This is a genomic window from Winogradskyella marina (assembly GCF_015645385.1).
GTDB classification, from domain to species: Bacteria; Bacteroidota; Bacteroidia; order Flavobacteriales; family Flavobacteriaceae; genus Winogradskyella; species Winogradskyella marina.
On sequence record NZ_JADOET010000007.1, the window covers coordinates 119,761 to 145,412 of the forward strand.

A 25,652-nucleotide genomic window follows, 5' to 3' on the forward strand; every position below is an offset into this window, starting at 1 on the left:
ATTCTGATTAAAACCCGATTAATTTCTTAGAATTAAGTCTTAGAACACAATACTTTAAACTACTAAATTGTTCTAATAAAAAAGCCTCACATCCATAAATTTGAATGCGAGGCTTTCGCTATTATATTAAAACATTTAGTAAGCTTCTTCTAATTAACAGTAAACAAATCTTTCGTTTTGAGTCTGTCTGCAACAGAATTTATGTCCTTTTCTTAAAGCGTATACGTCAACCTAAATGTTATAAATCTCGGTAAGATAAACGTTTCCGAACTATACACCGAAATATTACTCGATCCATTATTTACATTAGAATCTATATTTAATAAGTTGGTGGCTCTTAGTTGGTATTCCCATTTTGCATCCTGATCTTTTCTGTAGGCTAAACTCGCATTCCAGGTTTGAAAAGAATCTGTAGGACCAACATTACTACTTTGACTTGTGTAAGAATAATCTGTTCTAAACGTTAAAGCTTTCCATATATAAGCATCAAATTCTACCGATGGAGCATTGGTGATAAATTGTGTCTCATTATTATCACCTTGCTTTGTATCTGAAATACTATATCTATAACTCAACGTTACATTTGGCGCATCTCTAAAATTGGTACGTAGTTCTGGTGAATACGTTTGAGAAAACGTTTCATTTACAGATCTCACATCTTGAATAAACTGATTACTCTTACTGTAATTATAGCCAACGCGCATACTCGCTCTCAACTTACCAAAAGTTCGCTGAACACGACCACTAGCAGAAACACTTTCGTCGGCGAAATTAGAATTAAAATAGGTATTGGTTCTGATTACGTTATCAAAATTAGTGAATGATCTTACTTGATCTATATTCTTGTTATAATTAAGAAATGCGAACACATTTGTATAATTAAACAAGTTGAAACTAAAGTAACGCAAATTTAAGTTGTGCGACAATGAATTCTGTAAACTTGGCTCACCATACTGAAGACTGTTATAATTATTTAAAACCAAACCTTCTGCTAAACTCGTGACGTCTGTAAATGAGTTTTGCATATTATAACGGAACGTTAAGCTTTCACTCTTTTTAAATTGAATCTGAGTTTCAAAATCTGGTAATATTCTAAAGAAGTTTTCTTCATAAGTTTCACCAAATTGTGTGTTTTTGTTTCCATAAGCATGAACTGAGAATCCTGGTGTAATGGTAAATTTCCCTGTTTTTAATCTGTAATGAACTCCGAGATAAATATCACTAAAATTATATTCGGTATCATTTTCATTTCGTAATACTTCACCTTCTTCGTTAGTTAAACTTGCCGTAGGATCAAAGAATGAACCATCGTCTAAAAACTGAAAAATATTAGAATTAAACTCCTGTTTGCTTAAAATTGTACCTAAAGTTAGGTTGATATTACTCTTTGAGTTCAAAATATTATAATAATCTAATTTAGCATCTAATTGGTTCGATTTTACTCGTCGTTCTTGATTAAGATTATAACTATTCTGATTGGTATCTAACCCTAAACTTGTTGCTGTACTTTCAAAAGCGCCTTCTTCTTTTAAACCAATGACATTATAGAAAGGGTCCTCATCTTTAATTAAATGTTGCGCTTCAAAAGCAAAAATGTTAGTCTCGTTTAGTGTATAGTAATAATTTAAATTTTGATTAATACTAAATGGTTTTGCTTCGTCTAACTGAGTGGTATTTCCTACCACATCGGAAAATTCATTTTGTAATTCGGAATCATCAGAGATACGTGCTAAAACATCATAGTCTAATTGATTACTAGCGTTTGGCTTATAGCTCGCACTTAGTTTCGCTAAACCTTGATTGGTAGCTTCCCTTCCTGTTTGTATAGTTTCTTCATCAGGAATTCCTAATTCTGGATTGGTATAACGTACAAAACTTTCTTGTCTAGTTTTTAAACGATTTGCATTATAAATTAAAAATCCGCTAAGGTCTAAAGCCTTATTTGGTGAGTAACTAAAGTTTACCGCTCCTAATTTAGATTCTATAGATTGCGAATCGTCTATATTGGTTAAACCTCTTAGGCCATTATTCCCAAGATTAAGATTTGTACCACTACTAGAACTTGGACGTCTAAAACCTCCTCCAAAATTTCGAATATCTCTTCCTGTTAATGCAACTTCTCCAATATTATTTAAATCGCCTATAACGTTAATACTGTACTTTGGACTGTAGTAAAACAATTTGGGTTGTACCATATACAACTCGTCATTTGGTGATGGCGCTACACCTCCACCTGCAGTAACATCTCCAAACCAAAAGTTTTCTTTACCTTCTTTCAGCTTAATGTTAATAGCAACATTATCTTGGTTGTTTTGCACTCCGCTTAATTGCCCTACCTCGGCATAATTTCGCAATACTTGAATTTTATCTACAGCATTTGAAGGAATATTTTTAGTCGCTAATTTAGAATCTCCATCAAAGAAATCTTTTCCATTTACCATTAGTTTGTTAACCACCTTGCCTTCGACTTCAATTTGGCCATCAGTATTTATTTCAACGCCTGGTAATTTTTTTAAGACATCTTCAAGCTTTCGCTCTGTACCACTTTTAAAGGAATCTGCATTATAGATTAAGGTATCTCCTTTTATAGTCACTGGCATATCATATGTAAGTTCCACAGCATCTAACATGTTATCAGAAACCATACTAAAGTCTTTTGTAATATCAGCCTCTTTAGTTTCAACAGTTTCATCTACCGATTTTAAACCAATATAGCTAACCTGAATATTGTAAGAACCGTTTTCACCTAATGAGATCACATATTTTCCATCAGCATCTGTAATGGCATAAGATTCTAAAGTGTTAGATGCTTTATTGATGGCAATAATATTGGCGAGTTCTAAAGGTGAACCAATACTATCTCTTACAGTTCCTTGCATTTTAATTTGAGCAAAAGAACTCATTGCTACTAATGTAAATAGTAGTGCTAAAATATTTTTCATACTAATATCTTTGGGTTGGTTATGGCGAGCGTAGTTTAAGTAACGCTCAGAATTAAAGTTGAATATAATATAGTGTTAATTTCTGCCGCCTCGTCCGCCACGACCACCACGTCCTCCGTACATTTCTCGCATTTCTTCCATCTTTTTAGTGGTAATTTCTGTATACTCTTTTTGCGTCACCTCTTCACCTTTTTTAGGCTTTTCAATAATTTCCTTATCTGAAGGATTTAATACAATCCTAGTACAAAGAATAGTAGTTCTACCTGCATTTACTTCTAAAATTAAACCTGGCAAACCCCAATAATCATCTGGTCCTTGGTTAACAGGAATTTGTGGCGTGTACCACGCAACAACTTCAATGGTTTTTGGTGTAGCAGATTCGTTTGAATTTGTAGAATCTTTTTCCGTATCATTATTTTGCCCTCTTCCTCTTCGTCCTCTAAAACTACTAATATCAAAACCACTAGGTTCTATAGTTGCCGTAGCTTTAAAAGCCATGTATTGCCCAATTTTTTTAGTTTCTGTACCCATTTGCCATTCTATAGGCTTTAATTCGTCTTTAACCAAAAATTGCTTTCCAAAAAATTCTTGATCTTGAAGCATTTCTTTAGTTTGAACATTTTTATATTTTGGTCCACCAGCCATGCTTCCTCCAAAACCTCGTCGTCCACCCGCACCTGGTGCTTCTAACTTTTCTTCCTCTTTATAAATAGATTCAGATTTAGAAAACGTTAAGGTAAATTCTTTCTCCAAAAAGCTCTTCATTCGTTCTTGGATTTGCTTTTTTCGTTCTGCACTCATGTCTTGTCCTCCAAACTGATCTAGGTCCATTGTGGTTTTAGACATGTAATAAGCCTTTCCTTGAAAGTCATCTTGTGCAAACAATTGAGAACTGGTAAAAAACACAGTAAACAGTAATGCAATTGTAATTTGTAATTTCTTCATTTTTAAGTTTCTAGTTAAAAAGAATAACGTTTTGTTGGTTAATCTTACGACCATAAGACTCTGCAAATAAAGAAAAGTTAAATTTCAACATGTTAAACTTGTGTTAAGAGTTTTAACCTCTACGACGTCCGCTTCTGTTATCTCTAAATTCCTTCATTTTCTTGCTTATAATTTCTTGATACTCCATTTTTGTCACTTGTGTTCCTTTTTCAGGTGCTTTAATCTCCATCTTCTCTTCTGGATTCATTACAATTTTAGAACACAACATAGTGGTTTCTCCGGCACTTACCTCTAAAATTAAGCCTGGAAGTCCCCAATATTCCATAGGACCATGACTTACTGGTATTTGAGGAGTGTACCAAGCTTCAACTTCTGTCATTGCAATTTCAACAGCTTTAGATTCCGCTTGTATTGTATCTGTTTCTTTTGGATTGGAATCTCGTAATTTACTCCAAGAAAAATTAAACCATGTTAATTCATTTGTAGGAATAGAAGCTGTAGCTTTAAAACACATATAGTCACCTATCTGCTTAGTTTCTTTTCCTAATACCCATTCTATTGGTTGCAAATTGTCGTTAACTAAAAAGTTTTTTCCATAAAACTCTTGATTTTGTATCTGCGAGTTCGTCTTTACATTTTTATATTGATCACCAGGTGCAAAATTTTTCCCCCAAGAATCAGTAGCACCAGACATAGCATCCAATTGATCCTCTTCACTAAAAAAAGATTCTTCCTTATTAAAAGTTAAGACATAACTTTTTTGTAATCTATTTTTCAGACGCGCTTCAATTTCTTTTTTCTGACCTTCGCTTAAACGCGCTCCCCAAGTACCTAAATTCATTTTGGCTTTTGAGAGATAATAGGCTTTACCCTGAAAACTCTGTTTTTTTTCATTTTGTTTTGTATCTGAAAGACTAGACAGGCTTAAAGTAAGCACAATTGCACTAAATTTTAATAAAAGTGATTTCATAATCGAGTTGTTTTGTTTAACAAATATAAGTTTTTGTTAAACATTATTTTTTCACTTTACATCAAAATTAACATTACCTATTCTTTTTCGGTATTAAAAATTTCGAATAAAAAGATTATTATCCTCCTACAGTTATATGAATCGTTCCATCTTTAGCCCCTCTACTTGGTGCATAACGTTCCAACATTTCCTTACTTTTCTTCTCCATGATGTCGTCATATTCCGTTTGCGAAACTTCTTTTCCCTTTGATGGCGCTTCAATCTCATTTTTTTCTTCTGGGTTTATGACAATTTTACTACAAATGACCGTGAGTTTTCCGTCGTGAATTTCTAAAATTAAACCAGGTAAACCTTGGTATTTTGCAGGTCCATTACTTACTGGAATCTGAGGTGTATACCATGCCGTAACAGTACGCTCTATCATTTCTGGTGCTTCCGCTTCGTCTTTCTCTTCATCGTTGTTTGAATTACTACTAAAGTTGAAATTTATTTTAGGAACTTGTTTTGTGTACGTAGCTTTAAAACACATATATTCTCCTATATGTTTGGTATCGGATTCTAGCTTCCATTCAATTGGAGAGATAGAATCTTTAATTAAAAATCGTTTTCCCATGGTTTCCTTTTGATCTACATAACGCTTATCCTTTATGTTTTTATAAAAGACATCTGATCCACTACTGCCTAAAGACATTTGAAAACCACTCCCGACTTGTGGTTTATCTAATTCTTCTTCTTGCTGATATAAGGACTCCTTTTTATCAAAAGTTAAAATGTATGTTTTTTGAAATTGCTTTTTCATCATCTCCATTATTTGTTTCTGCTTAGCATCATTCATCTTGGTGCTATCCATTTTTATATCGAAATCACGATGGGTTTTATAGGTTGCTACTCCTTGAAAGTCTTGGGCATTTACAGTGGAAAATGCTATTATTACAGTTAATAGTATAATGTTAATTATTTTTTTCATCTGGTTAGTTTTAATTGTTATTTTGATAATAAGTGATAGCCATTGCTTTTAAATTTTGAACTCGTTTTAAAAATAAAGCTTCATTTTCTATTGTGCTCTCAATTTTAACAGACATGTTTTTTTTATAAACATTAGATGTCCTCATGTCATTACAAACCAATTGAAAGGACACCCTTTTAAATGCCTTGATCTCTTCAAACAAATCTTTTAAATCGGACACGTTTAATTCAGATTCTAGTTCTTCTAAAGAATCTACAGTAATAATCATATCAAGATTTTGAAACTCGCTGTTGTCATTTTTTAAAACATTTTGTTCATCGTTTTGAGATTGACTAAATCCAAAAAGCGAAACCAATACCATTACATAAGCAAATAACTTTTTCATTATAATTAGTTTTTTCATTAATACCTTACAAATATCAGAACCATATTTTGTCTTTTAGGTTAACAAGTGTTAACGTGTGTTAACCGATTATTGTTACTATATTTTTCCTTTATACATTTGAAATATGAATAACAAAAGATATAAATGGATATTATATACCATTATTACTGTAATTATAGCCACAATTGGCATACAAGTCTATTGGAATTATAAAAACTACCAAACTAATAAACAGCAACTCATTAATGATGTTCAGATTAGTTTAGACAAAGCCGTTGATGATTATTATACAGCTTTAGCAGAACGTACCACTATTGGTGTTTTCCTTGAAGGCGATGAGCAAAAGAATGCCTTTGAAGAAGGTGGCAAACTCGAAAAACTCTTTGAAAAGATTGACGAAACTAATAGAGAATTTAAAAATCTTGATTCCTTAGATGTAAACTCCATTGAAAACATAACAGTACTTAGAGGGTTAAAGGCCGACTCTATGTCTAAACAACAAGACAAAAATCAAAAGTCTGTATCAATTGATGCATTAAAACAAAAAATGGACAGCCTAAAAAATAAAAATGCTGATATTAGTTTAACCAATGCCGAATTTTTAACATCCAAGGTGATGATTTCAATAAAAAACGACACGCTTGATATTGAAGCTGTTGAAAAACTAATAGCAAAGGAGTTAAAACGAAAAAATATTGAAGTCGATTTTTATTTAGATTACAAAAAGCCTGAAATTACTATAGACTACCAAATAAAGACAAAAGAAATACCTATGTTGGATCCTAATCACGGACCTGATAATTATCTTCAAACCGATTCAAAATCCACGTTTCTTCCAAAAGGCTCTTTTTTAACCATCCTTTTTACCAATACAACAAAAGTTATTTTATTCCGAATTTTAGGAGGTATCTTAATCCCAGCTCTTTTAGTCATAGCTGTAATTAGTTGCCTGTTCTATTTATTAAAAATCATTAAACACCAAAAACAATTGGCTGAAATTAAAAACGATCTCATCAGTAATATCACACATGAGTTTAAAACTCCAATTGCCACCATAAGTGCTGCGATAGAAAGCATGGACAGTTTTAATGCTATTGAAGACAAAACGAAAGCAAAAAAATATCTGAATATGTCTTCTGAGCAACTCGGAAAGTTAAACATTATGGTTGAAAAACTACTAGAAACTGCATCTTTAGATAGTGATAATCTGGAATTAAATAAAGAATCTGTTGATGTTGTAGAATTACTTAACACCATCGTTAATCATTATAAAAGTCAATTTACTGATAAGATATTTAACACCAATTTTAAAGTAGACACCCTATTAATTAATGTTGATATATTTCATTTTGAAAATGCTATAAATAATATTTTAGACAATGCTGTAAAATATGGTGGCAATACTATTACCATCAATGTAATTCCGAAAGAAAAAAGTATAAATCTGTTAATTTCAGATAATGGTAATACGTTAACCAAGTTACATAAAGATCGGGTTTTCGAAAAATTTTATCGGGTTCCAAAAGGTAACACTCACGATGTAAAAGGTTTTGGAATTGGATTGTTTTACACCAAAACCATAATCGATAAACATAAGGGTTCAATAGCTTTAGAATTAAATCAAAATATAACCACCTTTAAAATCACACTTCCTAATGGCTAATGAGATCAAATTATTATTAGCTGAAGACGAAGCAGCTCTCGGACAAATTATAAAAGAAAGTCTTGAAACCAGAAACTTTGACGTTATTCTCTGTGATAATGGCGAAAAAGCATTTGAAAAATATAAATCAGAAACACCCGAAATATTAGTATTAGATGTTATGATGCCTAAAAAAGATGGATTCACTTTAGCAAAAGACATTAGAGCGATCGATGATACAATCCCTATAATATTCCTTACAGCAAAATCGCAAACCGCAGATGTAGTTGAAGGTTTTTCTATTGGAGGAAACGATTATCTAAAAAAGCCTTTTAGTATAGAAGAGCTGATTGTACGAATTCATAATTTAGTCAGCAGAACTAAAGAACAGAAAACAGCTCAGGTGTTAGAAATTGGCGATTATACTTTCGATTTCCCAAAACAACAATTACAGTTTAAATCTGCAGATGCTATTCATTTAACACATAGAGAAGCGCACTTACTCTTTCATTTAATAAAAAACAAAAATCAAGTTTTAGACCGTTCACTTATTTTAAACAAACTTTGGGGAACCGACGATTTTTTCTCGGCTAGAAGTATGGATGTTTTTATTACCAAATTACGTAAAAAACTTAAAGCAGATGAGAATATTCAGATAATTAATGTGCGTGGTTTTGGATATAAATTGACGGATTAAACCTGACAAAGACCTGTCAGGTTTTTAAAACCTTACAGGTCTTGCAGCAAATAATCTAGGAGGTCTTAATATTTAAGATTGGCACATTTTTCGTACTTTTCAAGCTTATTCGTCCACATTCATGCAAAAGCTTGTCTTTTTACTTCTATTTTTCTGTTCATTTTGTGTCGCACAAGAGAACACAGCACAACATTTTACTGCGATTTTAAAAGATTCAACAAACATTGAAGCCAAATCAATTTTTGGAGTTGATAATTTCGGCACCCTTTACTATGCTACAGAAAACAATTCATTTCATAAAAAAACAAAGGATACTACAATTACATATGCCAATTTTCAATTGGGAGACATCACCTCTGCAAACACGTTTAATCCTTTAAAAATAAATCTGTTCTATAGAGATTTTAATACAGTTGTAATTTTAGATAATCGTTTGGCTGAGATTTCAAAAATTAACTTTAATTCAATTCAGCCGTACAAGAATGTTTCTTTTGTTTCATCTGGCTTTAATAATTCAATTTGGTTATTTAATGACGATTTTCAATATTTAGAATTATACGATTATAAAACCAATACCATAAAACTCAAAACGGTTCCTGTTCAGTCTGAAGTTTTAGATTTAAAAAGCGATTATAATTATTGTTATTTATTGACTAAAACTCACCTCTACGTTTATAATTATTTTGGAAGTCTAATACGTACAATAGAAAATTCGGGATACGACAGTTTAGCATTTAACGAAGCGCATTTAGTATTAAAAAAGGGAGAATCGTTATTTATCTTAGAGAAAAACGAGTCCATAATTCAACCCATAAAACATCCAAAAATGTTAATAAAACAGTTTTTGGTAACCAATGAAACGGTGTATATTTACGGCTTGAATTTACTGCGTCATTACCAATTAAAAATAGAATAGATTATGCATGTTGCTGTTGCTGGAAATATAGGAGCTGGAAAAACAACGCTCACAAAATTACTTGCCAAACACTTTAAGTGGGAAGCACAACTGGAAGATGTGGTTGACAACCCGTATTTAGATGATTTTTATAATCAGATGGAACGTTGGAGTTTTAATTTGCAAGTCTATTTCTTAAACAGCAGATTTCGCCAAGTGAATCAAATTCACGATAGTGGTAAAGACATCATTCAAGATAGAACCATCTATGAAGATGCTCATATTTTCGCACCCAACTTACATGCTATGGGTTTAATGACCAATCGCGATTTTGAAAATTATTCATCATTATTTGAATTGATGGAATCGTTTGTAAAAGGTCCCGATTTATTGATTTATTTACGCAGTTCTATACCTAATTTAGTTTCTCAAATTCATAAAAGAGGTCGTGATTACGAAAATACAATTAGCATCGATTATTTAAGCCGACTCAACGAACGTTATGAAGCTTGGATTTCAAAATACGATAAAGGAAATTTACTTATCATTGATGTAGATAATCTCGATTTTGTTGATAATCCTGAAGACTTAGGAGATATTATTAATAAAATTGATGCACAAGTAAACGGGTTATTCTAAGTGCCTATTTCACTTCAGTATTACAACAACATAACAAAAAAAACCAGACAATATCCTTAAGTAATAAAACCGTGTTTTCTAGCATGTTCAATTGCTTGTTGACTATTATCTATCAACATCATTGGTGTGGTTTTAAAATTTTTAACGAGACTTCTAACGCGCAACATTTTCTTTTTATGCTTTACACTTCTAAGGTAAATAGCTAAAATTCGATCTGGAAACATTTCAGCGATCTCAATATAAATATCAGGATCATGCTCTCCGCTATCACCAATTAAGATAAATGGTAATTTTGGATATGTTTTTAGAATATTTAAAATTTCTTTCTGTTTCTGTGGTTTTTCTCCCTCTTGTTTTTTCTTTAAGGCTTCACTTACGCTACGCAATAAAATTGGCCCTTTAGGAAAGTTATTTTGTTTTAAAAAGAGTTCTAAATAGCGATAAAAATTCCATGGACTATGACTCACATAAAAAATAGGATTCGCGTTTTTACCTGAAAATCCACGATGTAATCGTTGAAACAAATCTACAGAACCTTCCAAAGGCATTCTGCTTTTAACACTTTTAAAAATAGAATTATAAATCAATCTCCATTTTAACCAAGACACCACTCCCGTCTGCAAAATCGTATCGTCAATATCACTTGCTACGCCAAACTGTGCTTTACTAGATGGAATTAATAATTCTCCCGGAAACCGATTTTGATTTTGAATATTACGTTTAATTGTAACGTCGTTAAAAGACAACTCAAAAGACAACCAACCTTCGTCATTGGTGAGCGTTTTTAAGTCTTGAAGATTAGCTTCAACTATAAAATAACCTTTACGATCAGTCGTCGCTTTAATAATAGTGTTGTTCGGTAGTTTTAAATCTAACCCAACGTTTTTGACCTCATCAGTTTCAAAGCGTTTCCATGAATTTACAAGAAGTCGCCATGTGTTCCTGGCTTCTAGGTCAATAGACTCATCCTCTAAAGCGCGTCCACGAGCATAAAAATGAGAATTGGTCCCATAACTTTGAAACGCAATTATTTGAAAAGGGTCTTTTTTTAACCAGCTCAATTAAATAGTTTTTTAGAATTTTCAATATACTAAAATAGCCTTACTCAAAGTATACTTCGTCAATTAAATCGTTAGGCTAATGTTAAAAAATTACCAATTTTATAATAATCGTGTACTTTAGTCAACTCAACACATAAACCCACACTAAACTAATCACAAAGCATGCAAAAATTAATATTTCTACTAGTTTTAGGTTTATCATTTAACCTGATAACTGCACAAAATACCGAGAAAGAAAGTCAAACACCAACACCAAACTACAGAGCTGCCGCTAAATATTCTCCAAAAAACTTAGGGAAACTAGTTCATTCAACATCAGTACGACCTCATTGGCTAAAAAATGGCAACCGATTTTGGTACCAATATAAAACAACCGAAGGCTCTAAATATTATATTGTTGATGCTGATAAAAAATCTAAAAAAGAGCTTTTTGATAATGAAAAAATGGCAAAATGGCTCACGGAAATTACAAAAGATCCATACGACGCCAAACATTTACCAAGATTCAATTTTGAATTCGTAAAAAATGAAACCGCTATCCGTTTTTATGTAACATCTACCGAGAAAGTGGATGAAGAAAAGGAAGACAAAGATGAAATAGAGAATACTAAAGAAACAGATTCTACCAAAACAGACAAAAAGAAAAAAGGCAAAGCCAAAAGAGCAAAAAAAGTTAATAAAGTATATCATTTTGAATACCGACTTGGTAGCAACGGTCTAACCGTGATCAGCAATAAAAAGAAAGAAAAAGAAAACTGGAAAAGATGGGCTAATATCGCTCCAGATAGCTCTATAGTATTGTTTTCAAAGCACCATAATTTATACTGGATGGATAAGGAAAATTTCCTAAAAGCTGTAGAAAATGAAAAAGACACTACAATTGTAGAAAATCAATGGACAAAAGATGGTGAAGAAAACTACAGCTATGGCAGTAGCGGAAGAAATGAAAACAACGAAACCAAACTAAAGAATAAAGACAAACGTAAGTCTGTTCGTGGCATTTGGTCTCATGATTCTAAGAAATTTGTTTTTCAACGAAGAGACTCAAGACATATAAAAGATCTTTGGGTTATAAATACAACCTCGAGCAAACGCCCAACTTTAGAAACCTACAAATACCATATGCCAGGTGAAGACGAATATTATAAAACCGAACTTCACGTCTTTGATATCCCTTCTAAATCAAATATCCAAGTACAACTCGATACGGTGAAACAACAAAGTATTCAAGTGTATCGTGAGCCACGAAAAAAATCAAGCTATGACGATGACTTTACCCCATCATTATTGTTATCTAAAAAAGGTAAAATTTATTACAACACCATCAGCAGAGATCGTAAAAAATTCGATATCTGTGTGGCTGACATCAATACAGGCGAAACCAAAGTTTTAATTGAAGAACGTTTTAACACCTATATAGAATCACGTCCATTAGTATTACTTAATAACGAAACTGAAATGCTACATTGGGCTGAACGTTCAGGTTGGGCGCATTATTATTTATATGATACTAAAGGCAATTTAAAAAATGAGATCACTTCTGGTTCCTACCATGTAGAACGTGCTATTGGTGTAGACGAAAAAAGCCGAACGCTTTACTTCACTGCTCATGGCATTCCTAAAGACCAAGACCCTTATTACGAGCACATGTACAGCATTAACTTAAATGGCTCAGGTCTTAAAGCCTTAAATCCTGGTGACTACAATTCTAGTACAGATATGGCGGATTCTAACGCTTATTTTGTGAGTAATTATTCTCGAGTAAATACCGTTCCTAAATCAGAGTTAAGATCTAGTACAGGAAAACTCATTATGGAATTAGAAGAAGCCGATTTATCACAATTAATGGCTACTGGCTATCAATTTCCTGAAACCTTTAAAATGAAAGCCGATGATGGGATTACAGATATATACGGCGTAATGTACAAACCTTTTGATTTTGACGAGACTAAAAAATATCCTCTCTTAGAATACGTTTATCCAGGTCCACAAACGGAAGCCGTAAACAAATCGTTTTCTATTAGAATGGATCGTGTAGATCGTATGGCTCAAGTTGGATTTATTGTGGTAACTATGGGTAACCGTGGTGGACATCCAGACCGTTCTAAATGGTATCACAACTATGGTTATGGCAACCTTAGAGATTATGGTTTAGCCGATAAAAGACATGTTGCTGAGCAACTTGCTGACCAACATGATTTTATTGACATTGAGAAAGTAGGTATTTATGGTCACTCAGGAGGCGGATTTATGTCAACCGCAGCTATGCTGGTTTATCCAGATTTCTTTAAAGCCGCTGTGTCTTCTGCCGGAAACCACGATAATAATATTTATAACAGTTGGTGGAGCGAAACACATCATGGTGTACAAGAAGAAATGGATAATGATGGTAATACCAAATACAAATATCTTATTGACGACAACCAGTCTTTAGCAAAAAACCTTAAAGGGAATTTAATGCTTATTACAGGTGATGTAGACAATAACGTACATCCAGGTGGAACAATACGAATGGCAAATGCCTTAATTAAAGCGAACAAACGTTTCGATTTTATGCTAATGCCAGGTCAGCGTCATAGCTTTGGAAATATGACAGAATATTCATTTTGGCTGCGTGCCGATCATTTTAGCAAACACTTCCTTGGGATTGAAGCTACTGATATTGATATTACAGAAATCAATAGAGATCGACCAAAATCAAAACCTTAATTTGTTTTATTTAAGTTTAGAAAACCACGTTAATTAACGTGGTTTTTTTATGCCTATTTTTTAAATTAAAACATTACAACTTGATTTCATTTAAAAAATTTAGATACGGTTTCTTTTCTTTAATTTTGCAAGATGATAAAAGCCTTACAACTACGCATCAATTTACATCAAGAACGACAGCCTGATGGTTTGCTAAAAAAAGCTGCACATGATTTAAATGTGAAGACTTCTGAAATTACAGGCATAAAAATTCTACGAAAATCAATTGATGCGCGTAAGCGGAACATTATATTTAATTATAAAGTTGAAGTGTTTATCAATGAACCCATGCCTGAAACTTCAGACTATCATTTTGATTACAAAGATGTTTCCAACGCCAAACCGGTTCATATTATTGGTTTCGGACCTGCAGGCATGTACGCAGCCTTGCGTTGTATTGAGTTAGGTTTTAAACCCATTGTTTTAGAACGCGGTAAAAATGTGCAAGATCGCCGACGTGATTTAAAAGCCATTAACCAAGATCATTTTGTAAACGAAGATTCAAATTACTGTTTTGGCGAAGGTGGCGCTGGCACCTATTCTGATGGAAAATTATATACGCGAAGTTTAAAGCGAGGTGACGTTAGACGAATCTTTGAGAATTTAGTTTATCATGGTGCAACGGATCAGATTCTTGTCGATGCTCATCCTCATATTGGCACTAATAAGTTACCTAAAGTTGTTCAGAATATTAGAGAAAACATCATCAAATTTGGTGGTGAAGTTCATTTTGAATCTCGAGTTTCCGACTTCACAATTAAAAATAATAAAATAGTTGCTATTCAACTTTTAGACGGCAAAGAATTAGATGTTGAAAAAGTCATTTTAGCCACAGGACATTCCGCAAGAGATATTTTTTATTTACTGAATGATAAGGAGATTAAATTGGAAGCCAAATCATTTGCCATGGGAGTAAGGGTTGAGCATCCTCAAGATATTATTGATGGTATACAGTACCATTGCAAAGGTGAACCACGAGACGAATTATTACCAGCTGCCTCTTATAGTTTAGTAGAGCAAGTGAATCACAGAGGCGTGTATTCCTTTTGTATGTGTCCTGGTGGATTTATCGTTCCTGCAGCCACAGCAAATGGAGAAGTTGTAGTTAACGGTATGTCGCCTTCAAAACGAAATAATAAGTTTGCGAATTCTGGTATTGTCACAGAAATTAATGCCGACAAAGACCTTTATAAATACGAACATTTTGGTCCTTTAAAAGCGCTAGAATACCAAAAAGACTTAGAACGATTAGCCTTTACTGCTGGCGGAAGACGACAGTCGGCTCCTGCGCAACGCCTCACCGATTTTGTGGAAGGTAAATTGTCTTCAAGCTTAAATGAAACGTCGTATCAACCCGGTTTAAAATCGGCACCGTTACATTCCTTACTACCAAAGATAATTGGAGGTTCCTTACGCAAAGGCTTTAAAGCATTTGGACAAAAAATGAAAGGTTATTATACCGAGGAAGCTAATATTATTGGTGTAGAATCGCGTACCTCTTCTCCAGTAAACATTCCAAGGAATGAAAGTTTAGAACACCCTGAAATTACCAACCTATTTCCTTGCGGTGAAGGTGGTGGTTATGCTGGTGGTATTATTTCTGCGGCTATGGATGGTGAGCGCTGTGCAGAAGCTGCAACGGCTAACTTTTAATTTTTAATCTTAGATGCATTTCATCAATTAAATGAATACATTACCTTAAATGAAATTTGCCTTTTTATTAATTGCGTTATTTTTTTCCCTTAAGAGTTTAGGGCAAGTTCAACCACAAAAACAACGAGCCATTGATTCTGCTTATCAAATTGCAGCAAACCCTAAAAACCCAACTAAAGTTAGACTTAAAGCCTATAGTTTTTGTTGTTGGAAAACCATTTATTTAGATTTTAATCAAGGTTTAAAGCATAGTTCAGAATACTTAGAACTAGCAAAAACGAGTACATATCATAATTTAAGATCACAGGCTCATCATTTCTTAGGGCATTCGTATATGATGCTAGGAGAAATTGACAAGGCTAGTGCAACCTATCAAGAAGGTTTAGAACACGCAATACAACATGAATCTAAACGGGGAATTTCAAAAATTTATGGTGACCTTGGGAATCTTAATAATAGCCTTGGAAATGCTTCACTTGCTTTAGATTATCACTTCAAAAGCTTAGAGTATGCCGATAAACACAATCTTAATGTAGATTACGCAAGAGCTAAAATTAATATTGGAGAAATCTATGAATCTCAGGGGAAGTATAAACTTAGTATAGAAACTTTTGAAGAAGCCTTAGATTTTTGCACCAAACATAAGTACGCAGGGTTTAAATCCTCTATATACGAAAGTCTTGGCGATGTAAATATTACCATTAAGGAATACCAGACTGCTGAAAAAAACTATCTAAAAGCCATAGCATACGCAAAAAGATTAACCAACAATAATAGACTTGTTAATTCACTAAACAAATTAGGAGAATTACATCAAGAACTTAAAAACTTAGAAAAGGCAGAAATTAACTATAAGGAAGCTTTACATATAGCCACAACTAATAAAGCTACTATACTAGAAGCAAAAGTAAGAGCCAATTTAGCCCATAATAATTTACTGCAAAACCAAATTAAAGAAGCTAAAAATAACATTACACTAGCTATCACACAATTTGAAAATCTAAAAATTAAAGAGGATTTAGATAAAGCTTATATTGTTGCCGCAAAAACCTACAAAGTCTTAAATCAAAAAAAAGAAAGTTTTACATACTATCAAAAAGCGTACAATATTGCTAAAACTACAAACCATATTAAGACACTAAAATTGGCAAGTCTGGGCCTTGGCAGAGCTTATGAGAATCAAGGTGATTTATCTAAAGCTATAGCTTACTATAAAAGATTTAATAGCTATAGCAACAAAATTAGAAGTGAAGAGGGTATTAGAAACATTATTCGTCTAGAAATTAAAGACGTTTACCAACAAAAATCTATAGCAGATAGCATTAACAAAGTCAATGAAATTAAATTACTTCAATATGACTATGACCAGAAAGAAGAACGTAATAAATTAAAAATTTACACTGCTATTTCTAGTAGTATAATCCTCCTACTCATCGTTTTATGCATCACATATTTTTACAACCAAAAAAAGAAAATTGCAGCTGTACTTTCTAAAAAAAACAAGACTATAGAAGACGCATTAAACGACAAAGAGATCTTACTAAAAGAAGTGCACCATCGTGTAAAAAACAATATGCAAATAGTCGCCTCTTTATTGTATTTAAAATCTAAAAACACAGAAAACAAGATTGCTAAGGAAGCCTTAATTGATAGTAAAACGAGAATCGATGCTATGCAATTAGCACATCAAAAAATGTATCAAAAAGGGAATTATAAGCAGATTGATATTGAAGAATATTTTAATAACATAATGCAGTTATTACTGTCCCCTATTCAATTAGAAAATGATAATTTTACCGTACAGGGCAACAATCTATGGGCAGATGTAGAGCAGGCGCAAGCTTTAGGGTTTATATTGCATGAATTGATTACAAATAGCATAAAATATGCTTGGCCAAAAACCAAGACAAAAGAAGTAAAAATTAGTATTTTAAAAAAGGATGACACCATACAATTTGACTACTCTGATAACGGTATCGGTTTACCAAAATCTATAGATATAACAACCACAAAATCTTTCGGCTTAAAGTTAATCTACTCAATAGCCACTAGACAATTACTTGGAAAAACAACTATTTGTAATTCCAATGGTTTTGCGATAAAAATCACTTTTAATGCGAGATAACAAAAAAATAAAAGTTTTAATTGCAGATGACGATGTATTCATCTCAGAGCAATTGAATAGTATTTTAGAAGATTTAGACTATGAAGTTACAGCAATAGCATTTAATGCTGAAAGCGCTATTGCGGCATTACAAACAGAACGCCCTGATATTGCTATACTAGACATAAATATGCATGGTAGAAATCAAGGTTTTGAAATTGCACAATACATCAATGACCACTTAAACATTCCTTTTATATTTCTCACCTCTTTTGCTGATGCCTCTACGGTTAAGGAAGCTTCAAAATTAATTCCTGATGGGTATTTACTAAAACCGTTTAACGAAGCTAGTATTTATTCTACTTTGAATATTGTATTAGATAGACACCTTAAAAACAATTCCTATTTTACAATCAAAATTGGTCATGAATTACATAAAGTTAAAACGAATGATTTACTGTATATTGAATCTTCAGATAAGTATATAGAAATTCATACCAGTACAAAAAAGTATTTAAAGAGAGATAGCATTGACACTTTTATTGAAGAAAACAATATTGAAGGCGTATGCCGTGTTCATAGGTCTTACGCTGTGAAAATTGACAATATTGATAGCGTAAAAGGAACACTTATCCAAATTAATAACCAACACATACCAATATCTAACACCTATAGAAAAGCTTTTAAAAAAAGATATAACTCTCTTTAAGCATAGAATCGCATCGTAAATTTTATTAGATAACCTTAACACGGATTTCTTATCAATATTTGACTTTAATTATTTACGGACAAAACTCGGTACTTCACGACATTTTTTTTTTCGACTTTAAATTATACCCTACTATTGTATAGAAATAACAACCTACTTATAATGAAAAAAAAATCTATCTTAATTGGTATACTAATTGCATCATCGGTAACACTTATTACTGTACAAATTATAATTCTGGTACAACTTAATCCATTAAGTTAGTTTCAGATTAGCCTTGTAATGGCTATAACATTTATTTTACTAATTCTATATGAATTTAAAATAGCAAACTGTAGAATGGAAACCCTATTAAAGCAAAGGTATTATAAGCAAAACTCTTGAGCTCTTAAAGAAAGGGCAATTAAAAGCTATCAAAAATATTTAAGCCTTTGTATGCTTAGTCTAAAATTTCTCAACGGACACGCGCAACACTCAAAACAAGAATAAAATTAATTAAGGGATTAGTTTTAAGGATGCTTTATATAAAGCATCCTTATTCTTGTTAATATTCAATTATAAGCACCGTAAAAGCAATAAATTATAGTATTGAATACGGTATATATACAAGCGGTTTAAATAAATTATTATTATTTTCGCGTATCAAATTTAATATCAAATGAACGCATATATATTTCCAGGACAAGGTGCTCAATTCTCAGGAATGGGATTAGATCTTTACGAAAACTCACCTTTAGCACAAGAACTGTTTGAAAAAGCTAATGACATTTTAGGCTTTAACATTACAGATATTATGTTTGAGGGCTCTAAGGAAGATTTAAAAGAAACTAAGGTTACACAACCTGCTATCTTTTTACATTCTGTAATTTTAGCAAAAACCCTTGGAGATAGTTTTAAACCAGATATGGTAGCAGGACACTCACTTGGTGAATTTTCGGCATTAGTTGCTGCAGGAGCTTTGACTTTTGAAGATGGACTTAAATTAGTCTCTCAACGTGCACAAGCTATGCAAAAAGCATGTGAATTACAACCAAGTACTATGGCTGCGGTTTTAGGTTTAGAAGATAACATTGTTGAAGACATATGTAAAACTACCGATGGCATCGTCGTTGCAGCCAATTATAACTGCCCTGGGCAATTAGTAATTTCTGGTGAAGTTGAGGCGATTAATAAAGCCTGCGAAGCTTTAAAAGATGCTGGTGCAAGACGCGCATTAGTATTACCTGTTGGTGGAGCATTTCACTCACCTCTAATGGAACCTGCTCGTGAAGAATTAGCTGCTGCCATTGAAAACACAACATTTAGCAAACCAAATTGCCCAATATATCAGAACGTTACAGCTTCTGCTATAACAGACGAAAATGAAATCAAGGCCAATTTAATTTTACAATTAACGGCTCCTGTTCGTTGGACGCAATCTGTACAACAAATGGTTACAGACGGAGCAGTACATTTTACAGAGGTTGGTCCTGGCAAAGTGTTACAAGGTTTAGTAAAGAAAATACATAAAGGTGCTGAAACAACTTCGGCTACTTTTGAAACTAACGCCTAAATACTACTGCTTTGAACAGAACACTATTTATTACGCTGCTAATAACGTTTAATATTGCCATCGATCAGATTTCTAAGGTAATCGTAAGATCGACAATGATTAAAGGTGGAAAAGGTCAAATCAATGTGATTCAAGATTATTTTCAATTAATTTGGGTTGAAAATAAAGGTGCTTTTTTAGGTATGGGAAGTGATATGAATCCAACATTAAGATTAATCTTCTTATTAATTCTACCGACAATTGTATTGGCTTATGTAATGTATTATATTATAAAAACTAAAGAATTAGACCGTTTAAGTCTTATTGCATTCTGCTGTATTGTAGGAGGAGGAATAGCCAATGTATTTGACCGCATAGTATTTGGCCAAGTCACTGACTTCTTTTATATAAATTTAGGAGGTGTATTTAGAACAGGTATCTTTAATGTTGCTGATATGTCTGTTACCACAGGAATGATTCTTTTATTATTAACAGGAATCTTTAGCAAGAAAAAAGATACGGTTGAAGATAATATTGCTTAACGCGCTAATACACAATCTTCACAATCCTTAACTTCACCATAATACGTCTCTCTGTATTTGTGAAGTGTTTTGTATGGAATACTTAAGAATTGTTTTTTAATATAGGTAACCTTAGTCTGTAATGCACCCATTTTTTTCGTGAAGCGACCTTCGCTTTTGGTCTCTCTTTTAATACTTATCAATTTCATGGTCTTCAATTATCATTCATTACAAAAAAACGAAGATTGATGACCAACTCCAAGAAATCGATGTTAAAACAGGGTTAAGAGCTTTTGTTATTATCATATTGAAAATCAGACACTATAAGAATTAACATATTCGCAATGGGATAGTGCATCATTTACATATTCAAGAAACAAAAAATCGACAAAAAAGGCCTATTTTTTGTAAATAACACCGTTTTTCATAACAAAAATGACGTTTTCCATAGTAGAAATGGTTGTTGTTGGGTCGTCATTTACCGCGATAATATCGGCTACAAAACCAGGTTGAATTTGCCCAATTTGGTTGTCCATTTTTAATAACATCGCATTGGTAATTGTGGCACTTTGAATAGTTTCAATTGCTGGCATTCCTGCTTCAACCATGTAACCAAATTCTTTTGCGTTGTCACCATGATAAAAAACCGCTGCATCGGTTCCAAAGGCAATACCGACACCTGATTTATAAGCTCTTCCAAACATATTCTGAATCTTCGGACCTATATTCAATGCTTTAGGCACAATAATTTCAGGGTAATACCCATCAATCTTAGCTTTATCAGATACAAATTTCCCAGCCGTTATCGTTGGTACTAAATACACATCGTGTTTTTTCATAAGTTCCATAGTCTCATCACTCATCATTGTTCCATGCTCTATAGTTTTAACTCCACCTAAAATAGCACGTTGCATTCCTTCATCTCCGTGTGCATGAGCTGCTACATGAAACCCGTAATCTTTAGCTGTTTCACAAATCGCCTTTATTTCTTCAATTGTAAATTGTGGGTTCTGACCACTTTTTGCCATGCTTAGCACACCTCCTGTTGCTGTAATTTTAATTAAATCTGCACCATTTTTGTAACGTTGTCTTACCGCTTTTTTGGCATCCTCTACTCCATTTACAACACCTTCCTTTGGCCCAGGATCTCCCATAATTTTCTTACTAGAACCATTTGTTGGATCTGCATGACCACCTGTAGTCGCCAAAGACTTACCAGATGTAAAGATTCTTGGCCCTTCAATCTTCCCAGCGTTTATGGCATTTCTCAATGCTATATTTACCCCAGAACCTCCTAAATCCCTTACAGTTGTAAAGCCACTCATTAAAGTCACTTTAGCATAATTTGTTGAATTAAATGCAACATCTGCATCATTTAAGGTGTATTTATTGAGGTAAGATTTCGGACTCGTTTCTCCTTCAATATGCACGTGCATATCTATTAAACCTGGCATTACGGTTTTAGATTTTAAATCAATTGTAACATCTTCAGGGTTTGTTGGATTAATGTATCCATTTTCTACTGAAATAATTTTATGCCCAGAAACTACAATGGTTTTCTCTTTGAGTACTTTCCCAGATTTTGTATCTACTAATTTACCACAATGTAAATACGTATTTTGTGCCGAAAGTGATACTACACATAGCAACATTAAAATTCTGAGTAAAGTTTTCATCTGTGAGTGTTTGTTTCTATTTAGTTCTAATTTTTTGTTCCCATTTCCATGCTGAAGCCATTGCATCATCAAGGGTTAGTTCTGTTTTCCAACCTAAAACCTTGTTTGCTTTAGATGTTTCGGCATAAGCGGCAATAACATCACCTTCTCTACGATCTACGATTTTATAATTTAACGTTGTTCCGGAAACACGTTCAAAAGATTGAACAGCTTCTAAAACCGTACTTCCTGTTCCTGTTCCGAGATTGAAAAATTCAAAATTTGAGTCATTTTCTACATTTAACAAGCGCTGTAAAGCCACAACATGTGCTTTTGCTAAATCTACAACATGAATATAATCTCTTACACACGTTCCATCAGACGTTGGATAATCTCCTCCAAATACAGATAATTGCTCGCGCATACCAATAGCGGTTTGTGTAATATAAGGCACTAAATTTTGAGGCACACCAATAGGCAATTCACCTATCTCAGCTGAATCATGTGCTCCAATAGGATTAAAATAACGTAATGCAATCGCCTTAACGTCGCCATTAACACGACAAGTATCTCTGATGATTTCTTCACCAATCTGCTTGGTATTTCCATAAGGAGATTCTGCAGGTTTCACAGGTGCATTTTCCGTAATTGGTAACTCATCGGCTTGTCCATAAACAGTACAAGACGAGCTGAAAATAAAATTCTTTTTATTTAAACCTCTCAATTCTTGAAGCAAATAAACCAAACTTGTTATATTATTTTCATAATACATTAAAGGTTCTGCAACACTTTCACCAACGGCTTTATTGGCTGCAAAATGAATAATACCAACAATATCATTATGACGTTTAAAAAAATCTTGAACGTCTGCTTTTACTTTTAAATCTAACTTTTCAAAATGTGGTTTTTTATTGGTAATCGCTGTAATACCGTCTAAAACATCAATGGATGAATTAGATAAATTATCTATAATTACAACCTCATAACCTTCGTTTTGTAATTCTACAACGGTATGTGACCCAATAAAACCTAATCCGCCTGTTACTAAAATCTTCATATTATTTATTGGTATCTATAAAATTTAAAACTGTACTTGTAATAAATTCAATTTGTTCATCATCGAGTTCTGTATGCATTGGTAATGAAATTACAGATTTAACCAATGCATTTGTCACTGTAAAATCTGCTTCATTATAGCGGTCATCCAAATAGGCTTTTTGTCTATGTAATGGAATTGGGTAATACACTCCACATGGAATGTTTTTCGATTGTAAGTGCGTCACTAATGCATCACGATCTACACCTTTTAAATTTAAAGTATATTGATGAAACACATGGCAATCACAAGTATCGCAAATCCCTTCGCAATCCGTTAATCCACTAGGAACTGTAATGTTTGGATGATCTTTAAAGGCTTCATTATATTTTCTTGCTGTATTACGCCTTGTATCATTGTAGGTATCTAAATGTGGCAATTTAGCATCTAATACTGCCGCCTGAATAGAATCTAAGCGTGAATTTACACCGACCACATCGTGATGATAACGTTCATACATGCCATGATTAACGATACCTCTAATGGCATGCGCCAAATCATCGTCATTAGTAAAAATGGCTCCACCATCTCCATAACAACCTAAGTTTTTAGATGGAAAAAATGATGTTGAAGCGACATCACCAATAGCACCAGTCTTGGTTTTACTACCATCTTTATGTGTATAACTTGCTCCAATACCCTGAGCATTATCCTCAATAACATATAAATTATGTGCTTTTGCTAAGGCCATAATCTCATCCATTTCTGCAGCTAAGCCAAATAAATGCACTGGCACAATAGCTTTCGTTTTTGGTGTAATCGCCTTTTTTATGGCTTCGACATCAATATTAAAAGTCACAGGGTCTACATCAACTAAAACTGGAGTTAACTGTAGTAAAGCAATCACCTCAACAGTTGCTGCAAAGGTAAAATCTGCCGTAATAACTTCATCACCCGGTTGTAATCCTAAACCCATCATAGCGATTTGCAAAGCATCCGTACCATTCGCACATGGTATAACATGTTTAACACCTAAGTAATTCTCGAGATTTTTTTGAAACTCATGCACTTTTGGTCCATTGATAAAAGTGGCACTGTCCATAACGTCTTGAATCGAAGGGTCTACTATATCTTTAATTTTGGCATATTGACTCTGAAGGTCAACCATTTGAATTTTTTTCATTCTGAATATTGCATTTAAGTATGAATATAAAAAAGCTAAAAGCTGTTAGCGAAAATACGAAATTGTAAGCGCTACGGCAACGCAATTAAATGAAAGAAATGTATTTTAGCACAAATTTTTGTTTTTGAAAGGACTCTATTCCATAGGAATTTATATCGCAAGTTTTGTTGTAAAGATTGCAGCTGTATTCAATTCTAAATTGAAGCAAGGAGTTATTGGCAGAAAACAAACCTTTACTAAACTTGAAAATACGATTCAACCTACAGACAAAAGCTTTTGGTTTCATTGTGCATCCTTAGGTGAATACGAGCAAGGCTTACCTGTTTTTGAAGCTTTAAAAGCCAAACATCCTGACTATAAAGTAGTGTTATCCTTCTTTTCGCCTTCTGGTTATGAAGTTAGAAAAAATGCTAAAATAGCTGATGTTGTGGTTTATCTTCCGCTTGATACTACAGCAAATGCTAAACGGTTTTTAGATTTGGTGCATCCAGATTATATACTTTTTGTTAAATATGAAATATGGCCTAATTTTTTACATGAAATAAAAAAACGTGATTTGAATGCGATTTTAATTTCAGCCGTATTTAGAAAAGATCATGCTTTTTTCAAATGGTATGGCAACTATGCAAAATCGGCATTATTTGGTTTTAAGCATATTTTTACACAAGATGAAAATTCAAAACTATTATTAGAACGTATCGACTATAATTCCGTTTCCGTTTCTGGGGACACACGTTTTGATCGGGTTTCTAATCAACTAAAAATCGATAATTCCGTTTCTTTTATTGAAAGATTTAAAAACGACCAATTATGTGTAGTTTTTGGCAGTACTTGGCCTGACGATGATAAATTATATATGGATTTTATCAATTCTAATAAGCATACAGATGTAAAGTATGTGATTGCTCCACATAATATAAAAGCGAGTTATGTGGCTTCTTTAAAATCACAACTGAAGGTCAACACCATTTGTTATTCGGAATTAAATGAGAACGACAATTTAGCAGATTATAAGGTGTTTATTTTGGATACCATTGGGTATTTAAGCAAAGTGTATAGTTATGCGGATATGGCTTATGTTGGTGGAGGTGCAGGAAGCACTGGCTTGCACAATATATTAGAGCCTGCAGTGTTTGGAATGCCTATTCTTATTGGAAAAAACTATGACAAGTTTCCTGAGGCAAAAACACTTATTGATTTAGGTGGTGTCACCAGCTTGGCAAGTGCAACTGCTTTTGACTCTACGTTAACAGCTTTGATTACTGATAATACTTTGAGGAAACAGCAAGGACAAATTACGAAGTCTTATATCGCTTCTAATACTGGAGCTGTGCTTCAGATTATGAATTATTTCAATTCGTAACGTCTC

The 25,652-nt window shown here is 33.1% G+C and carries 21 protein-coding genes; 11 read left to right on the top strand and 10 right to left on the bottom strand.

All coding sequences use genetic code 11. The features are described from left to right. Positions 1-212: 212 nt before the first annotated feature. From ITJ86_RS09900 to ITJ86_RS09920, 5 genes are all read right to left on the bottom strand, one after another. Positions 213-2,942, bottom strand: coding sequence for a TonB-dependent receptor (locus ITJ86_RS09900; protein WP_195871483.1), 2,730 nt, complete (start codon positions 2,940-2,942; stop codon positions 213-215). 75 nt (positions 2,943-3,017) lie between these two features. Continuing rightward, positions 3,018-3,887, bottom strand: a complete 870-nt coding sequence (locus tag ITJ86_RS09905) for a GLPGLI family protein (RefSeq protein WP_195871484.1) — start codon at positions 3,885-3,887, stop codon at positions 3,018-3,020. Positions 3,888-3,999: 112 nt separating this feature from the next. Continuing rightward, entirely contained in the window at positions 4,000-4,857 is an 858-nt protein-coding gene (locus ITJ86_RS09910; protein ID WP_195871485.1) for a GLPGLI family protein, read from the bottom strand. A gap of 118 nt (positions 4,858-4,975) precedes the next feature. Beyond that, on the bottom strand, positions 4,976-5,824 hold the full coding sequence (locus ITJ86_RS09915) for a GLPGLI family protein (protein WP_195871486.1): 849 nt from the start codon (positions 5,822-5,824) through the stop codon (positions 4,976-4,978). 10 nt (positions 5,825-5,834) lie between these two features. Continuing rightward, the gene (locus ITJ86_RS09920; RefSeq protein ID WP_195871487.1) at positions 5,835-6,209 is read right to left on the bottom strand and encodes a hypothetical protein; all 375 of its coding nucleotides are present in this window, start codon (positions 6,207-6,209) and stop codon (positions 5,835-5,837) included. 124 nt (positions 6,210-6,333) lie between these two features. Between ITJ86_RS09920 and ITJ86_RS09925 the strand changes: the two genes are divergently transcribed. From ITJ86_RS09925 to ITJ86_RS09940, 4 genes are all read left to right on the top strand, one after another. After that, the gene (locus ITJ86_RS09925) at positions 6,334-7,872 is read left to right on the top strand and encodes a sensor histidine kinase (RefSeq protein WP_195871488.1); all 1,539 of its coding nucleotides are present in this window, start codon (positions 6,334-6,336) and stop codon (positions 7,870-7,872) included. After that, entirely contained in the window at positions 7,865-8,548 is a 684-nt protein-coding gene (locus tag ITJ86_RS09930; RefSeq protein WP_195871489.1) for a response regulator transcription factor, read from the top strand. Before ITJ86_RS09925 ends, ITJ86_RS09930 begins: the two co-directional genes overlap by 8 nt. A gap of 121 nt (positions 8,549-8,669) precedes the next feature. Continuing rightward, complete coding sequence (locus tag ITJ86_RS09935) at positions 8,670-9,464, top strand: hypothetical protein (RefSeq protein WP_195871490.1); 795 nt, start codon at positions 8,670-8,672, stop codon at positions 9,462-9,464. 3 nt (positions 9,465-9,467) lie between these two features. Beyond that, positions 9,468-10,082 carry a deoxynucleoside kinase gene (locus tag ITJ86_RS09940; RefSeq protein WP_195871491.1) on the top strand — a complete coding sequence of 205 codons (615 nt, stop codon included), beginning with the start codon at positions 9,468-9,470 and terminating at the stop codon, positions 10,080-10,082. 56 nt (positions 10,083-10,138) lie between these two features. On the opposite strand, the gene ITJ86_RS09945 is transcribed toward ITJ86_RS09940, so the two are convergent. Beyond that, the gene (locus ITJ86_RS09945) at positions 10,139-11,143 is read right to left on the bottom strand and encodes an App1 family protein (protein WP_195871492.1); all 1,005 of its coding nucleotides are present in this window, start codon (positions 11,141-11,143) and stop codon (positions 10,139-10,141) included. 162 nt (positions 11,144-11,305) lie between these two features. On the opposite strand from ITJ86_RS09945, the gene ITJ86_RS09950 reads away from it, so the two are divergent. The 6 genes from ITJ86_RS09950 to lspA all read left to right on the top strand — a co-directional run bounded on the left by ITJ86_RS09950 (position 11,306) and on the right by lspA (position 20,430). Beyond that, the gene (locus tag ITJ86_RS09950) at positions 11,306-13,852 is read left to right on the top strand and encodes a S9 family peptidase (protein ID WP_195871493.1); all 2,547 of its coding nucleotides are present in this window, start codon (positions 11,306-11,308) and stop codon (positions 13,850-13,852) included. Positions 13,853-13,984: 132 nt separating this feature from the next. After that, positions 13,985-15,544 (top strand): NAD(P)/FAD-dependent oxidoreductase, encoded by a 1,560-nt coding sequence (locus ITJ86_RS09955; RefSeq protein ID WP_195871494.1) that lies wholly within the window; start codon positions 13,985-13,987, stop codon positions 15,542-15,544. A 49-nt stretch (positions 15,545-15,593) separates the two neighbouring features. Further along, positions 15,594-17,669: a tetratricopeptide repeat-containing sensor histidine kinase gene (locus tag ITJ86_RS09960; RefSeq protein WP_195871495.1), complete on the top strand. Its 2,076-nt coding sequence runs from the start codon at positions 15,594-15,596 to the stop codon at positions 17,667-17,669. Continuing rightward, the gene (locus tag ITJ86_RS09965) at positions 17,659-18,357 is read left to right on the top strand and encodes a LytR/AlgR family response regulator transcription factor (protein WP_195871496.1); all 699 of its coding nucleotides are present in this window, start codon (positions 17,659-17,661) and stop codon (positions 18,355-18,357) included. Before ITJ86_RS09960 ends, ITJ86_RS09965 begins: the two co-directional genes overlap by 11 nt. 658 nt (positions 18,358-19,015) lie before the next feature. Next, positions 19,016-19,909 carry an ACP S-malonyltransferase gene (fabD, locus tag ITJ86_RS09970; protein ID WP_195871497.1) on the top strand — a complete coding sequence of 298 codons (894 nt, stop codon included), beginning with the start codon at positions 19,016-19,018 and terminating at the stop codon, positions 19,907-19,909. An 11-nt stretch (positions 19,910-19,920) separates the two neighbouring features. Beyond that, the gene (lspA, locus tag ITJ86_RS09975) at positions 19,921-20,430 is read left to right on the top strand and encodes a signal peptidase II (RefSeq protein WP_195871498.1); all 510 of its coding nucleotides are present in this window, start codon (positions 19,921-19,923) and stop codon (positions 20,428-20,430) included. Here lspA and ITJ86_RS09980 read toward each other — a convergent pair. The 4 genes from ITJ86_RS09980 to ITJ86_RS09995 form a co-directional block, all read right to left on the bottom strand. Next, positions 20,427-20,618: a hypothetical protein gene (locus ITJ86_RS09980; protein WP_195871499.1), complete on the bottom strand. Its 192-nt coding sequence runs from the start codon at positions 20,616-20,618 to the stop codon at positions 20,427-20,429. The two genes, lspA and ITJ86_RS09980, sit on opposite strands and share 4 nt — an antisense overlap. A 189-nt stretch (positions 20,619-20,807) precedes the next feature. Beyond that, the gene (locus ITJ86_RS09985; RefSeq protein ID WP_195871500.1) at positions 20,808-22,085 is read right to left on the bottom strand and encodes a metal-dependent hydrolase family protein; all 1,278 of its coding nucleotides are present in this window, start codon (positions 22,083-22,085) and stop codon (positions 20,808-20,810) included. A 16-nt stretch (positions 22,086-22,101) separates the two neighbouring features. Continuing rightward, on the bottom strand, positions 22,102-23,121 hold the full coding sequence (gene galE, locus ITJ86_RS09990) for a UDP-glucose 4-epimerase GalE (protein ID WP_195871501.1): 1,020 nt from the start codon (positions 23,119-23,121) through the stop codon (positions 22,102-22,104). A 1-nt stretch (position 23,122) separates the two neighbouring features. Next, positions 23,123-24,283 (bottom strand): DegT/DnrJ/EryC1/StrS family aminotransferase, encoded by a 1,161-nt coding sequence (locus ITJ86_RS09995; RefSeq protein ID WP_195871502.1) that lies wholly within the window; start codon positions 24,281-24,283, stop codon positions 23,123-23,125. A gap of 124 nt (positions 24,284-24,407) precedes the next feature. On the opposite strand from ITJ86_RS09995, the gene ITJ86_RS10000 reads away from it, so the two are divergent. After that, positions 24,408-25,646: a 3-deoxy-D-manno-octulosonic acid transferase gene (locus ITJ86_RS10000; protein WP_195871503.1), complete on the top strand. Its 1,239-nt coding sequence runs from the start codon at positions 24,408-24,410 to the stop codon at positions 25,644-25,646. Positions 25,647-25,652: the final 6 nt, after the last annotated feature.

Bases quoted from the DNA above. Each gene is read 5' to 3' on its own strand.
- ITJ86_RS09905 (WP_195871484.1), bottom strand. From the start codon at position 3,887: ATGAAGAAATTACAAATTACAATTGCATTACTGTTTACTGTGTTTTTT.
- ITJ86_RS09965 (WP_195871496.1), top strand. From the start codon at position 17,659: ATGCGAGATAACAAAAAAATAAAAGTTTTAATTGCAGATGACGATGTA.
- ITJ86_RS09955 (WP_195871494.1), top strand. From the start codon at position 13,985: ATGATAAAAGCCTTACAACTACGCATCAATTTACATCAAGAACGACAG.
- ITJ86_RS09920 (WP_195871487.1), bottom strand. From the start codon at position 6,209: ATGAAAAAGTTATTTGCTTATGTAATGGTATTGGTTTCGCTTTTTGGA.
- fabD (WP_195871497.1), top strand. From the start codon at position 19,016: ATGAACGCATATATATTTCCAGGACAAGGTGCTCAATTCTCAGGAATG.
- ITJ86_RS09980 (WP_195871499.1), bottom strand. From the start codon at position 20,618: ATGAAATTGATAAGTATTAAAAGAGAGACCAAAAGCGAAGGTCGCTTC.
- ITJ86_RS09915 (WP_195871486.1), bottom strand. From the start codon at position 5,824: ATGAAAAAAATAATTAACATTATACTATTAACTGTAATAATAGCATTT.
- ITJ86_RS09985 (WP_195871500.1), bottom strand. From the start codon at position 22,085: ATGAAAACTTTACTCAGAATTTTAATGTTGCTATGTGTAGTATCACTT.
- ITJ86_RS09900 (WP_195871483.1), bottom strand. From the start codon at position 2,942: ATGAAAAATATTTTAGCACTACTATTTACATTAGTAGCAATGAGTTCT.
- galE (WP_195871501.1), bottom strand. From the start codon at position 23,121: ATGAAGATTTTAGTAACAGGCGGATTAGGTTTTATTGGGTCACATACC.
- ITJ86_RS09910 (WP_195871485.1), bottom strand. From the start codon at position 4,857: ATGAAATCACTTTTATTAAAATTTAGTGCAATTGTGCTTACTTTAAGC.
- ITJ86_RS09940 (WP_195871491.1), top strand. From the start codon at position 9,468: ATGCATGTTGCTGTTGCTGGAAATATAGGAGCTGGAAAAACAACGCTC.
- ITJ86_RS09935 (WP_195871490.1), top strand. From the start codon at position 8,670: ATGCAAAAGCTTGTCTTTTTACTTCTATTTTTCTGTTCATTTTGTGTC.
- ITJ86_RS09930 (WP_195871489.1), top strand. From the start codon at position 7,865: ATGGCTAATGAGATCAAATTATTATTAGCTGAAGACGAAGCAGCTCTC.
- ITJ86_RS09950 (WP_195871493.1), top strand. From the start codon at position 11,306: ATGCAAAAATTAATATTTCTACTAGTTTTAGGTTTATCATTTAACCTG.
- ITJ86_RS09960 (WP_195871495.1), top strand. From the start codon at position 15,594: ATGAAATTTGCCTTTTTATTAATTGCGTTATTTTTTTCCCTTAAGAGT.
- ITJ86_RS09925 (WP_195871488.1), top strand. From the start codon at position 6,334: ATGAATAACAAAAGATATAAATGGATATTATATACCATTATTACTGTA.
- ITJ86_RS09995 (WP_195871502.1), bottom strand. From the start codon at position 24,283: ATGAAAAAAATTCAAATGGTTGACCTTCAGAGTCAATATGCCAAAATT.